Origin of the sequence: Phyllobacterium sp. 1468, assembly GCF_031455525.1 — a bacterium.
Lineage (GTDB): Bacteria > Pseudomonadota > Alphaproteobacteria > Rhizobiales > Rhizobiaceae > Phyllobacterium.
On record NZ_JAVDSX010000007.1, the window covers coordinates 102,744 to 115,176 of the forward strand.

General features: G+C 56.3%; 11 protein-coding genes. 3 read left to right on the top strand and 8 right to left on the bottom strand.

Annotated features, from left to right (window positions below):
• Positions 1-16: 16 nt before the first annotated feature.
• The 5 genes from J2X72_RS18815 to pcsA all read right to left on the bottom strand — a co-directional run bounded on the left by J2X72_RS18815 (position 17) and on the right by pcsA (position 5,439).
• The gene (locus J2X72_RS18815; protein ID WP_210004130.1) at positions 17-937 is read right to left on the bottom strand and encodes an ABC transporter permease; all 921 of its coding nucleotides are present in this window, start codon (positions 935-937) and stop codon (positions 17-19) included.
• Positions 937-2,028 (bottom strand): ABC transporter permease, encoded by a 1,092-nt coding sequence (locus tag J2X72_RS18820; RefSeq protein WP_310074649.1) that lies wholly within the window; start codon positions 2,026-2,028, stop codon positions 937-939. The genes J2X72_RS18815 and J2X72_RS18820 overlap by 1 nt, the downstream gene beginning before the upstream one ends.
• The gene (locus J2X72_RS18825; protein ID WP_310074458.1) at positions 2,028-3,593 is read right to left on the bottom strand and encodes an ABC transporter ATP-binding protein; all 1,566 of its coding nucleotides are present in this window, start codon (positions 3,591-3,593) and stop codon (positions 2,028-2,030) included. The genes J2X72_RS18820 and J2X72_RS18825 overlap by 1 nt, the downstream gene beginning before the upstream one ends.
• 116 nt (positions 3,594-3,709) lie before the next feature.
• On the bottom strand, positions 3,710-4,687 hold the full coding sequence (locus J2X72_RS18830) for a quinone oxidoreductase (protein ID WP_310074459.1): 978 nt from the start codon (positions 4,685-4,687) through the stop codon (positions 3,710-3,712).
• On the bottom strand, positions 4,687-5,439 hold the full coding sequence (gene pcsA / locus J2X72_RS18835; RefSeq protein ID WP_310074461.1) for a phosphatidylcholine synthase: 753 nt from the start codon (positions 5,437-5,439) through the stop codon (positions 4,687-4,689). The genes J2X72_RS18830 and pcsA overlap by 1 nt, the downstream gene beginning before the upstream one ends.
• A 152-nt stretch (positions 5,440-5,591) precedes the next feature.
• On the opposite strand from pcsA, the gene J2X72_RS18840 reads away from it, so the two are divergent.
• Positions 5,592-6,791 carry a UbiH/UbiF family hydroxylase gene (locus tag J2X72_RS18840; protein ID WP_310074463.1) on the top strand — a complete coding sequence of 400 codons (1,200 nt, stop codon included), beginning with the start codon at positions 5,592-5,594 and terminating at the stop codon, positions 6,789-6,791.
• A 1-nt stretch (position 6,792) separates the two neighbouring features.
• Here J2X72_RS18840 and J2X72_RS18845 read toward each other — a convergent pair whose 3' ends face one another.
• Positions 6,793-8,139: an Nramp family divalent metal transporter gene (locus tag J2X72_RS18845; protein WP_210004137.1), complete on the bottom strand. Its 1,347-nt coding sequence runs from the start codon at positions 8,137-8,139 to the stop codon at positions 6,793-6,795.
• Positions 8,140-8,278: 139 nt separating this feature from the next.
• The gene (locus J2X72_RS18850) at positions 8,279-9,223 is read right to left on the bottom strand and encodes an AEC family transporter (protein WP_310074465.1); all 945 of its coding nucleotides are present in this window, start codon (positions 9,221-9,223) and stop codon (positions 8,279-8,281) included.
• 98 nt (positions 9,224-9,321) lie between these two features.
• Here J2X72_RS18850 and hspQ point away from each other — a divergent pair, with 98 nt between their 5' ends.
• Positions 9,322-9,654, top strand: coding sequence for a heat shock protein HspQ (hspQ, locus tag J2X72_RS18855; RefSeq protein ID WP_210004141.1), 333 nt, complete (start codon positions 9,322-9,324; stop codon positions 9,652-9,654).
• A 52-nt stretch (positions 9,655-9,706) separates the two neighbouring features.
• Here hspQ and J2X72_RS18860 read toward each other — a convergent pair whose 3' ends face one another.
• On the bottom strand, positions 9,707-10,330 hold the full coding sequence (locus J2X72_RS18860; RefSeq protein WP_112527087.1) for an invasion associated locus B family protein: 624 nt from the start codon (positions 10,328-10,330) through the stop codon (positions 9,707-9,709).
• Positions 10,331-10,615: 285 nt separating this feature from the next.
• On the opposite strand from J2X72_RS18860, the gene J2X72_RS18865 reads away from it, so the two are divergent.
• A complete protein-coding gene (locus J2X72_RS18865) occupies positions 10,616-12,433 on the top strand; it encodes an extracellular solute-binding protein (RefSeq protein WP_405044742.1) in 1,818 nt (605 codons plus the stop codon).

Here is a 12,433-nt window from a genome sequence, read left to right on the forward strand (position 1 = left end):
TCTTTGTGTCCGTGCCCTAGCGATCAGGCACGAAAGGTTTGCCGAGCGATGTCGGCGTATTCATCAATGTCAGGCGTTTGTTGCGCGAAATCAGCACGAGCACGATGATCGTTGCAAGATAGGGCAGCGACGACATGAATTGAGAGGGAACGCCGATGCCGAGCGCCTGCGCATGCAGCTGGCCAATGGTTACCGCACCAAAAAGATAGGCTCCGGCGAGGATGCGCCAGGGCCGCCAGGACGCGAAAACCACCAGCGCCAGCGCAATCCAGCCCCTGCCCGAAGTCATATTCTCCACCCATTGCGGCACGTAGACGAGTGAGAGCTGTGCGCCGGCCAAGCCAGCACAGGCACCGCCAAAAATCACGGCAAGGTAGCGAATGCGAACGACGGGTACGCCCAGAGCGTGCGCGGACGTGTGATTGTCGCCCACAGCGCGCAATGTCAAACCTGCACGCGTCCTGAACAAAAACCATGCCACGCCAATCGTCAGCAGGATGGAAATGTAGAAAATGGGGTCCTGTCCAAACAGGACCTTGCCGACATAAGGGATATCCGTAAGCCCCTGTATATACAGCGAATCCATCCTCACGCCCGGGAGGCCGACGAAGCTTTCACCAATCATCGCCGAAGCGCCAAGGCCAAGCAGCGTGAGTGCAAGCCCTGTCGCCACCTGGTTGGTGATCAGCGACAGGGTCAGGAAACCAAACAGCAATGAAAAGGCAGCTCCTGCAAGGATCGCCGCGAACATGCCCAGCCAGGCCGAACCGGTGTATTGCGCAACCGCGAACCCGGTGACGGCACCCATGACCATCATGCCTTCAACGCCCAGATTGAGTACACCGGACCGCTCGACGACCAGTTCGCCCAACGCGGCAATGAGCAGCGGCGTCGCCGCTGTTGCCACTGTCAGAAGTATGGCCTCGAACATCGTCATTACCTCGCTCTATACGCTGTATCGCTCAAGCGCGGCACAATCCGGATGCGATAATAAATCAGACTGTCACTGGCGAGGACAAAAAACAGGATGATGCCTTGAAAGATACGCGCCGATTTTTCCGAAATACCCAATGAAATCTGTGCCGCCTCGCCTCCCAAATAAGATAGAGCGAGCACCAATCCCGCGGCAATTATCCCCAAAGGGTTGAGCCTCCCAAGGAACGCGACGATGATTGCAGTGAACCCATAGCCTGGCGAAATGCTCGTCCGCAGCTGACCCACGGCGCCCGAGACCTCGGCGATGCCCGCCAGTCCGGCTAACGCTCCCGATACGAGAAAAGCAAAGAAAGTCAGCCGGCCGGCGCTGAACCCGGCAAACTTCCCTGCCCGGGAACTACGGCCAAGAACCTTGATCTCGAAGCCATTCAACGTGCGGGACAGCATGAACCAGACAAGCACCGCAGCGATTAAAGCGATAGCAAAACCCCAATGCGCCCGGCCTGAATCCGGCCATATCGCGGGGAGGATCGCGCTATCGCTGAACTGCACGGTCTCGGGGAAATTGTACCCTTGAGGATTGCGCCACGGACCGCGCACCAGCCAGTCAAGAAAGAGCTGCGCGACGTAAACCAGCATCAGGCTGGTGAGAATCTCGTTCGTATTGAAGCGGACTTTCAGAAATGCCGGGACCGTCGCGTAGGCCATGCCGCCCGCCATTGCGAGCAGGAGCATGATCGGCAACACGTACCAGCCCTGGAAGTCCGGGAAAACGACCGGGAGGATTGATCCAGCGATACCGCCTGCGATGAACTGGCCCTCAGCGCCGATATTCCAGTTGTTTGAAAGAAAACAAACGGAAAGCCCTACCGCAATCAGGATGAGCGGTGCCGCTTTGACCAGCAATTCATGGATCGACCAGACCTCGGTCAAAGGTTCGACGAAATACGAATAGAGCGCTGAAATCGGGTTCTTGCCGAGCATGGAAAACAGGATTGCGCCTGCAATCAAAGTAAGGAACAGCGCAATGAATGGCGACAAGGCGCTAAACAAGGCTGAATGCTGCGGACGTTTGACGATCTCGATCCGCATCATGCGGCCCCCGCCGTCGTGTCGGCCCCACCCATCATCAACCCGACGCGTTCCATTGTCATTGCCTCGATTGGCACGGATTCGGAAAGACGGCCATGCACCATCGCCGCGATGCGGTCGGAGATTTCGAAGAGTTCATCGAGGTCCTGGCTGATCACGATCACGGCCGAGCCACTGCGTGCAAGGTCGACCAATGCCTGACGAATAAGCGCGGCCGCACCGGCGTCGACGCCCCATGTCGGCTGGTTGACGACGATCACCGACGGGTTGCGATCGAGCTCTCGCCCGATGAGAAACTTTTGCAGGTTCCCGCCGGAAAGCGCTGCTGCATCGGGGTTTTCTGCGCTTTTGCGCACGTCCATTTGCACGACGATGCGCTTGGCCGCAGACACAAGACTGGATTCCGATACAAGTTTCAGCACACCGCCAGTCAGGAACATTTTACGATCAGTCGAATGGCGCGACAGGAGCAAATTGTTGGTTAGAGACATATCCGGCACCGCGCCGTGCCCAAGCCGCTCCTCGGGCACAAAAGCTGCGCCAAGCTTGCGCCGGGCCGATATTCCGATTCTGCCGGCATCTGTGCCGCGGATGCGCACGACTTGAGGGCGCTCCTGCAGTACTTCGCCGGAGATCGCCTCAAAGAGTTCACCTTGGCCATTGCCGGCAACCCCGGCGATACCGAGAATTTCTCCGCCATTGACCGCCAGAGAGATATCATGAAGCGCCACCGAAAACGGCCCGCGCGGCCTCTGCGACAAGCCGTTCACCTCAACAAGCGGTATCCGGTCCGTCCATTCTGCCGGAAGCCTTTCAATGACATGGATATCATTCCCCACCATCATCCGCGCCAATGAGGCTGCGGTCTGAGTGCGTGGATCGCATTGGCCGACCACCTTACCGTGCCTGAGTACCGTTGCGCGGTCGCAAAGTCTACGCACTTCCTCCAGACGGTGACTGATGTAGAGGATGGATTTTCCTTCCGAGCGCAAACGCTCAAGTGTCACAAACAGAAGATCGGCTTCCTGCGGAGTGAGTACTGATGTCGGCTCGTCCAGGATAATCAGATCGGGATTTTGCAACAGGCAGCGAATGATTTCGATGCGTTGCCGTTCGCCAACCGAGAGATCACCGACAAGCGCGTCAGGATCGACCGGCAAGCCATAGGTCTGGCCGATCTCGCGGGCCCGTGTGGCGATCGTGTCGAGCGGCGACTTCTCATCCAGCGACAGGGCAATATTCTCGGCGGCGGTCAGCGCATCGAACAGGGAAAAATGCTGGAAAACCATACCGATACCCAGTGATCTTCCCATCGCTGGACTGGTAACTGTAAGACGCTCACCCTTCCAAGCGATGTCTCCAGACGTTGGCTGCAATGCACCGAACAACATTTTGACAAGGGTAGATTTTCCCGCGCCATTCTCCCCCAGGAGCGCATGAATCTCACCGGTTCCGATCTTCAGATCGATCCCGTCACAAGCCTTGAGTGTCCCGAAAATTTTGGTGAGCTTTTCGGCTTCCAGTAGTGGTGTTTCAGAGCCGTCTTTTGTTGTTGTGCCTGTCATAATTCCCCGCGGCCAAGACCGTTTTTCGATCCTATGTCAGGCCCACCAAATTTGGAAAGTACAAACGTACGGTTGCGGCCATTTGCGCACAATATTCGGGCATCAGTAAAGGTGGCTTAAGGAATAAGCACTGTCGTCCCTGTGGTTCTGCGTGCTTCGAGGTCGCGGTGCGCATCTGCAACGTCCTTAAGCGCGTAGGTCTGGCCGATTTCAATGCGGATGACGCCCTTCGAGACCAGATCGAAAAGCTCGTTCGCGCCGTCCACCAGTGCCTCGCGCGCTGCAGCGTAAACAAACAAGGTCGGCCGTGTCAGATAGAGCGAGCCTTTGCGTGAGAGAATACCAAGGTCAAAGGGCGGAACCGGTCCGGAAGATTGACCGAAACATACCAGCATCCCGCGAGGGCGCAGACAATCCAGCGAGCCGTCGAATGTATCCTTGCCGACCGAATCGTAAACGACATCGACGCCTTTACCGCCGGTAAGTTCTTTTACCCGTTCGACAAAATTCTCGGTCCTGTAGTTGATGACGTGGTCGTAGCCGTTCTCCAGCGCCAGCTCGACCTTATCGGCCGAACCGGCCGTGCCGATGACCGTCGCGCCGAGGTGTTTGGCCCACTGCCCGGCGATCAGGCCAACACCGCCAGCGGCCGCGTGGAAGAGAATCGTATCGCCCTTCTTGACCGGAAAGGTCTGGCGCAACAGATATTGCGCCGTGAGCCCCTTCAGCATCATCGAAGCGGCCTGTTTCAGCGATATCGTCTCCGGCACCTTTACCAGAAGCCTGGCTGGGATCAGCCGCTCTTCGGCATAGGCGCCAATGGAGGTGGTATAGGCAACGCGGTCGCCGACCTGGAAATCCTCGACTTCCGGCCCGACAGCCAGCACGACGCCAGCACCTTCATGGCCCGGGATCAGCGGCAGTCCGCTTGGCGACGGATAGAGGCCGGTCCGGTAATAGACGTCGAGGAAATTGAGCCCGATCGCCTCATTGCGAATACGTACTTCGCCGGGTCCAGGCGCGCCTATGGAGATATCTTCATAAGTTAGCACTTCCGGCCCACCAACCTGATGAATACGAACCGCCTTGACCATCAAACTTTCTCCGTGCGTCCAAGATTGGGGAACGCCTGCATCACGGCGCCAATGAAAAATAGATAGATACCCGTCACCGAAATGCCAATCCGCACCCAGAGGGGCGACTCCAGTTCCTGAAACAATGAATACGCGCCAAAGGCGCACCACAGGAAGAATATAGCGAGATTGAGCGGCCGCAAGCGCTGCACCCGCACAGGATGGAGGAAATAGATCGGCAGGAATGAGACGATCGCCGCGACGAGAACGATGGCGAAGGCGACCCACTCTCCCGGGCGTACGATGAACAACGTGAAGACGATCATGTTCCAGACGACCGGAAAACCCTTGAAGAAATTCTCCTTGGTCTTCATGCCGGTGTCCGCATAGTAGATGGCACTGGAAACCACGATGATCGCCGCCGCCAGGAAGGACAGTCCCTCACCCATGAAGCCGCGCTGATACAGCGCAAAGGCCGGAATGAGCACATAGGTCATATAGTCGATAATGTTGTCGAGAAGTTCGCCAGACCAGTTCGGCAGGACATATTTGACGTCCAGCTTACGGGCAATCGGCCCATCGATGCCGTCGACAAAAAGCGCCAGTCCAAGCCACCAGAACATCGCTGTCCAGCTCTCTTCACTCGCCGCAACCACGGAAAGAAACGCCAGAAAGGAGCCGGATGCCGTGAGAAGGTGGACGGAAAATGCCTTCGCTTGCGGCGCCGTTACCTTTTTGGGCGTTATGGCCTTGGGCAATATCGGTTTTTTCACGGTCCGCGCCAATCTGCTGCATGATAATAGTGCGTTCGCTGCTGTACCTTATCAATAGCGAACGATTTGTGAGCAGCTTTTCTTGAAAAATGCCCAAAGTGCAAGCAATTAGGCTAATATAACCTGTTGAAAGCGTGAAGCGGAGACAAACAATGACCAGTACCAGAACCGATCCTATTGTTGTTGCGGGCGCAGGTCATGTGGGGCTGATCGCGGCTATTGCTCTTGCGCAAAGTTTCGACAATGTCGTCAGCCTTGGCGTGCTGCCAGAGGGTTCCGACAAACGCACAACCGCGCTGATGGTGCCTGCAATCAGGTTTCTGGAAAAGATCGGCCTCTGGGACAGCATCGAGCCGCACGCCGCGCCGATCACCACGATGCGCATCCTCGATGGCACAAGCCGGCTCATCAGGAGCCCAGCTGTCACCTTCGAGGCGAGCGAAATCGACGAGTCAGCCTTCGGTTACAATATTCCCAATGTCACTTTGACATCTGTCCTGAGCGAATCGCTGAAAAATTCGAAAGTGAGGCATGTTGCTGCCTCGGCCAGTCACTATCACCCGACTGAGAATGCGATTGCGGTCGAAGGCAGCGACGGTTCCGTGTACGCCGCCAATATCGTCGTCGCTGCCGATGGCCGTTCCTCGCTGGCGCGCGAAGCCGCCGGCATATCCGCGCGAACCTGGAGCTACAATCAGACTGCCATCGTCCTGAGCTTTAGCCATACGCGCGATCACCATGATATTTCAACGGAATTTCATACAGAACACGGTCCGTTCACCCAGGTGCCCTTACCGGGTAATCGTTCAAGCCTTGTCTGGGTGACGACCCCCGCCCATGCCGTGGAACTGCTCGAACTTTCGCGCGACCAACTGGCAACGCGGGTTGAAGAGCGCATGCAATCCATGCTCGGCGCCGTAACGATCGATGCCGATCCTCAGAGCTGGCCACTGTCCGGCCTGGTACCCAATTCGTTCGCACGCAACCGCGTGTTCCTGGCTGGCGAGTCGGCCCATGTCTTCCCGCCGATTGGCGCACAGGGCCTCAATCTGGGTGTTCGCGATGTCGAGACCTTGCTGGAAACTCTGCCCGCCGATGGCATGGACCTCGGCGCAGCCAGCGTTATGACAACCTATAATCGCAAGCGAAGCCCGGACATTCTTGCCCGAACAGGTGCTGTGGACGCGCTGAACCGTTCGCTCCTGTCGGATTTCCTGCCGGTACAGATGGTTCGCAGCGGTGGCCTTGAGCTCTTGCGAGCCTTTTCACCCCTGCGTGGCTTTGTCATGCGCGAAGGCCTGCGGCCAGGAAGCGGTTGGCGGTTTTCGAGCAAGGAGGCCGGCAGGCGCTAGTTCACGCCAGCACGAAGTCGGTTAGCAATTTCACGTTTAGCAGGGCAATTACCACGGCAATGAACAGCGCGAAAGCCGAGAGCCAGCGCGGTGAAACAAGGGCGCCCATCTTTGCCTTGCTGGCCGTGAACATGACCAGCGGAAATACGGCGAACGACAGCTGAAGGCTCAGCACCACCTGCGTCAGGACCAGCAGCTTCGCCGTGCCGCTTTCGCCATACCAGACCGTGACGATCGATGCCGGAACGATGGCGATGCCGCGTGTGATCAACCGCCGCAGCCACGGCGCGAGCTTGATATGAAGGAACCCCTCCATGACAATCTGCCCGGCCAGCGTTGCCGTTACGGTCGAGTTAATACCGCAGCAGAGCAAAGCAATACCGAACAGCGTCGGTGCAATCGCCAGGCCCAGCAGTGGCGCGAGCAGCGAATGCGCCTCTCCAAGCTCCGCGATCTGCGTCTGACCCGTCTTGTGGAATGTTGCCGCAGCAAGAATGAGGATCGACGCGTTGATCAAGAGCGCGAACATCAGAGCCAAAGTGGAATCGATCGTTGCGTATTTCAGTGCAGAACGTTTTTCCGGCAGCGTATGTCCGTAGTCGCGGGTCTGCACAATACCGGAATGCAGATACAGATTATGCGGCATCACCGTCGCCCCGAGAATACCCAGCGCAAGATACAGCATCTCCGGGTTGGTCACTATCTCCGTGGTAGGCGCAAACCCCTTGATGACGGCGCCCCATTCCGGATCCGCCATAAATATCTGGATCGCAAAACAGACGGCTATGACGCCGAGCAGCGTAATAATCAGCGCCTCGACCCAGCGGAAGCCAAGTTTCTGCAGATAAAGGATTAGAAATACATCGAGCGCTGTGATGAGTACGCCAATTTCAAGCGGAATACCGAAAATCAGATTGAGACCGATGGCCGTGCCGATAACTTCGGCGATATCGGTAGCGATAATCGCAATTTCCGCCAGAAACCATAGCGTATAGGCAACCGGCTTTGGAAAAGCGTCGCGGCACGCCTGCGCGAGATCCCTGCCCGAGCCTATGGCAAGTCGCGCACAAAGAGCCTGCAGGACGATCGCCATGATATTGGAAACGAGGGCAACGACGAGAAGCGTGTAACCGAATTTCGAACCACCGGCGAGCGATGTCGCCCAGTTGCCGGGGTCCATATAGCCCACGGCGACCAGATAGCCCGGGCCGAGGAAGGCCGCTGCACGGCGCCAACCCGGTCCGCTCGTCCGCACGGCGATCGAACGATGGACATCTGACAGTGACGCCTCGCCCCTTGCGTGTCGCCAGCCCTTAGGCGTGTCGACCGCCCGCCCTAGTTGATCCATGGAATGCCCCTAATCGCAATTGCAAATCATTCGCAACTATATATACACAATATTGACAGCCGCAAGGGCCCAGCTGCGTCGAAAGAGCCACGTGGAGCGATTATCTTGATAACAAAAACGTCGACGACCTCGTCTGAAGTCAGGGAATGAGGCTATGCGTCATGAAATAAAGCCACAAAGTCAGGGTCGCGATTGAAAACAAGGTGGTCGCAAGAATGCTGCTGGAGGCCCGCTCGACCCACACACCATACTGTTGGGCGATGACAAAGACATTGGTTGCGGTGGGCAATGCCGCCATGAGCATGGCGGTGTAAATCCACACCGGCGGAAAATTTCCGGCAAGATTCAGCACCCCATAAATCAGTAACGGCTGAACCAGCAGCTTGATAGGGACGATGAGGTAAAGCTCCTTGGGTACGCGCCGCAGTGGGCGTAATGCAAGCGTTGCACCCATGGCAAAGAGCGCGCAAGGCGCTGCAGCCTTGGCAAGGAGATCGATCATGCGGTCGATTGCGACAGGCGGCTCGACACCAAGTATCGCGGCACCCACACCCATGATCGTCGCGATAATGAAAGGATGGCCGAATATCTTGCGTAGGACACCGATAGCGACGTCGCGCGAAGAACGCTTGTCGTTGCCGGAAAGCGCCATCAACAGCGGCGCCATGACGAAGTGCAGCGTGTTGTCGAAGCAGAATATCAGCGCGACGGGCACGGCCGCCGACGCGCCGAAGGCAAGAATTGCCAGAGCTGGACCCATGTAACCAATATTGCCGTAGGCTGCGGCAAGCCCTTGAATCGTGCTTTCATCGATCTTCCGCGTCCGCGAGAACGCGATCAGAAACATCGTCAGGAAAATGGCAAATGTTGACAAAGTGCATCCGAGGATAAAGTTCCACTGGGTCAGTTCAGCCACGGGCGTTTTCGAAAGTATCTGGAAAAACAAGGCCGGCAGCGCCACATAAACGATGAACGTATTCATCCATCCCAGCGCTTCCAAAGGCTGATGATTGATGCGCGCCACGAAAAAGCCAAGGAAAATCAGTCCAAAGAACGGAAGTACCAGATTGAAGACACTGAGCATGACGGACTTTTTGAATTTATGGCGGGATAGAGTGGTCGCAGGAACCATTTAGGCTCGCGAGCTTTGATAGAAACAGATACCTACTACGAATGACGACAATGACACAGATACGCCATGCAAAATTTCAGATCGGCCAGGTGGTCAGCCACAGGATCTTCGCGTTCCGGGGCGTGATCTTCGACGTGGATCCGGAATTCAACAATACGGAAGAGTGGTACAGATCCATTCCCGAGGATATAAGGCCGCGGCGTGACCAGCCCTTCTATCACCTTTTTGCAGAAAATTCCGAGAGCGAATATGTCGCCTATGTTTCGGAACAGAATCTTGTTGCCGATACGACCGGTGTGCCCTTGAGGCATCCGCAGATCAAGAACATGTTTGAAACGCCGGAAAACGGCGTCTATCGCGTGAAAAAACCGCATATGAACTAGCAATAAAAAAGGACGCTCGAAGCGTCCTTTTTTAGCTATCGATGCCGGTTTGTTAATTGCCGGTTTTGGCTTTTTCCTGCTCGGCCTTCATCTTCTCCTCGAACTCCTTCTGACGCTTCTGGACTTCGTCCTGAAGTGTCTTCTGGCGCTGTTCGAGTTCGTTCTGCTGTAGGCCCGGGCCCTCATACGCCTGGGTGAAACCGGTGAGCGCAACGTTGATCGGATTGGGCTTGTTCTGAAAGTTGACCGAAGTCATCGTCAGCTGGTTGCCTTTCTTGAAGGCAGCAAGCAGGTCATCGGACAAGGCGACTTCGGAGATGCAACGATCCGGGAAGCAGATGGCATAATCAACCTTCTGCGTCTTGCCGCCATTGATCTGGAGGCCAACACCCGGGGCGATCAGACGACCGGTCGGGACGGAAACCTGGAAGATCTTGCGATTGATCTTACCCTTGATCTCGATGAGATTGACGGCGGTCAGGAGCTGGCCGCTATCGGCAGTCACGATATTCTGCGTATTGCAGATGTCGTTGTCTTCCTGTTTCGAGCAAACCTTGAACCAACCCTGAGGCGCTCTTTGCTGCTGCTGGGCTGAGGCTGGTACTGCCGCGGCGGCAAGTAAGGCAACGGCACCGGCGAAGGATGCGGTTGCAGCGAAAGTCTTTCGGGTGGACATGGTCAACTGGTTCCTTTCAGCGCACTTATCCGAAGTGTGGCTTGATCACTTGTATTTGCTTGTCTGGCTTTGGTCACTAAATGCGGCAACAGAGTGACCCTAGAGCGAGATGCAATTATCGAACGCCGTGTTACACTGCATGCCGATGCAAATCCAGACTACTTTTGTCTGGTCTATGAATTCAGATGGCACATGACACGTCTTCCGCCGCAGAATCGTCGTCAAATGATAGTCTTTGACACGAATCAGGGTAAATCGCGCCTGTAAGAGCGCAAGGTTGAGGCGATGTTGAAAAGAAGTTTGCAGATTCTGGCGCTCTTGATGGCAGCATGTTCGGCAACGGATGCTTCTTTTGCAGAACCAACCCATGGGATCGCCATGCACGGCGAGCCTGCCCTGCCCGCTGATTACAAGAATTTCCCCTACGTCAATCCGGCCGCGCCAAAGGATGGCTCCATTACCTACGGTGTGGTTGGCACATTCGACAGCCTCAATCCCTTCCTGATCAAGAGCATGCGGACAACTGCACGCGGCATGTTCGGCGATTCTGAATTTGGCAATCTCGTCTACGAATCACTGATGCAGCGAAGCGCTGACGAGCCATTCACCATGTATGGTTTGCTCGCCGAAAAGGTTGAAACCAATGACGAGCGAACCTGGGTCGAGTTCACCCTCAATCCGAAGGCGAAATGGTCCGACGGGCAGCCGGTGACGCCCGATGATGTGATCTTCACGTTCGATGTTCTGACCAAAAAGGGTCGACCGCCATATAGCAGCCGCATGAAACTCATCTCGAAAATCGAAAAGGTCGGCGAACACGGCGTAAGGTTTACGTTCAACGAGCAGGCGAACAGGGAGTTTCCGCTCGTCTTGGCGCTCATGCCGGTCCTTCCAAAACATGCGATCGACATCGACAAATTTGACGCTTCGCCCTTGGCCGTCCCGATCGCCAGCGGGCCCTACATCGTTTCGAAAGTCCAGCCGGGCCAGCGTATTGTTTTCAAGCGAAACCCGGACTACTGGGGCGCTGACCTGCCGAGCAGGGTCGGATTTAACAATTTCGATACGGTGACGGTGGAGTATTTCCGGAACGATCAGGCGCAGTTCGAAGCGTTCAAGAAGGGCGTTTTCGACGTCTTCATGGAAGGCGATCCGAACAAATGGGCGACATCCTATGATTTTCCCGCCGTTAAAGATGGCCGGGTCATCAGGGAGACATTCCGGTCAAGATCGCCTGCCAACATGTTCGGCTTCGCCTTCAATACGCGGCGTCCCTTGTTTCAGGACCGGGCAGTGCGGGAAGCGTTGGCACTGATGTTCGATTTCGAGTGGACGAACCGCAACCTCTACGCCGGCCGCTATCAAAGACTGGGCAGCTACTGGCAGGGCTCGGAGTTGTCTGCACTCGGCAAACCCGCAGACGCGACGGAACGCGCGCTGCTGGCGCCATATCCTGATGCGGTGCTGCCGGAAGTGATGGACGGCACCTATGAGCCAGCCAAAACGGATGGAACAGGGCGCGATCGCAAGGAAATGAAGCGCGCTTATGACATTCTGGTCAGCCGGGGCTACAAGATCGAGAACGAACAGATGCTCGACCCGCATGGAAGGCCGCTCTCATTCGAAATTCTGACACGCTCCGTTGGCGAAGAGCGTCTTGGCCTCGCCTATAAACGCACACTTGAGCGCCTTGGCATCGGGGCTACGATCCGTACAGTCGACGACGCACAGTATCAAAAGCGTCTGCAGACATTCGATTACGACGTTATCCTGGGTGCCTATTCAAATTCGCTTTCGCCGGGATATGAGCAATTCAGCCGCTGGGGCAGCCAGTCGAAAGAAGTTGAAGGCAGTTTCAATTATGCGGGGGTAGCCGATCCCGTCATCGACGCACTGCTGGACAAGATGCTGGCCGCCCGCGGCGACGAAGAATTTACCAGCATTGTGCGTGCCCTCGACAGAGTCCTGATCTCCGGCCATTATATGGTTCCGATCTACTACCAACCCGAACAATGGGTCGCCCGATGGGCACACCTGCAACATCCGGACAAGACGTCCATGGTCGGTAACCAGCTGTCCACGTGGTGGGCCGATAAACGATAG

Bases quoted from the DNA above. Each gene is read 5' to 3' on its own strand.
- J2X72_RS18815 (WP_210004130.1), bottom strand. From the start codon at position 937: ATGACGATGTTCGAGGCCATACTTCTGACAGTGGCAACAGCGGCGACG.
- J2X72_RS18820 (WP_310074649.1), bottom strand. From the start codon at position 2,028: ATGCGGATCGAGATCGTCAAACGTCCGCAGCATTCAGCCTTGTTTAGC.
- J2X72_RS18825 (WP_310074458.1), bottom strand. From the start codon at position 3,593: ATGACAGGCACAACAACAAAAGACGGCTCTGAAACACCACTACTGGAA.
- J2X72_RS18830 (WP_310074459.1), bottom strand. From the start codon at position 4,687: ATGGTCAAGGCGGTTCGTATTCATCAGGTTGGTGGGCCGGAAGTGCTA.
- J2X72_RS18840 (WP_310074463.1), top strand. From the start codon at position 5,592: ATGACCAGTACCAGAACCGATCCTATTGTTGTTGCGGGCGCAGGTCAT.
- J2X72_RS18845 (WP_210004137.1), bottom strand. From the start codon at position 8,139: ATGGATCAACTAGGGCGGGCGGTCGACACGCCTAAGGGCTGGCGACAC.
- J2X72_RS18850 (WP_310074465.1), bottom strand. From the start codon at position 9,223: ATGCTCAGTGTCTTCAATCTGGTACTTCCGTTCTTTGGACTGATTTTC.
- hspQ (WP_210004141.1), top strand. From the start codon at position 9,322: ATGACACAGATACGCCATGCAAAATTTCAGATCGGCCAGGTGGTCAGC.
- J2X72_RS18860 (WP_112527087.1), bottom strand. From the start codon at position 10,330: ATGTCCACCCGAAAGACTTTCGCTGCAACCGCATCCTTCGCCGGTGCC.
- J2X72_RS18865 (WP_405044742.1), top strand. From the start codon at position 10,616: ATGTTGAAAAGAAGTTTGCAGATTCTGGCGCTCTTGATGGCAGCATGT.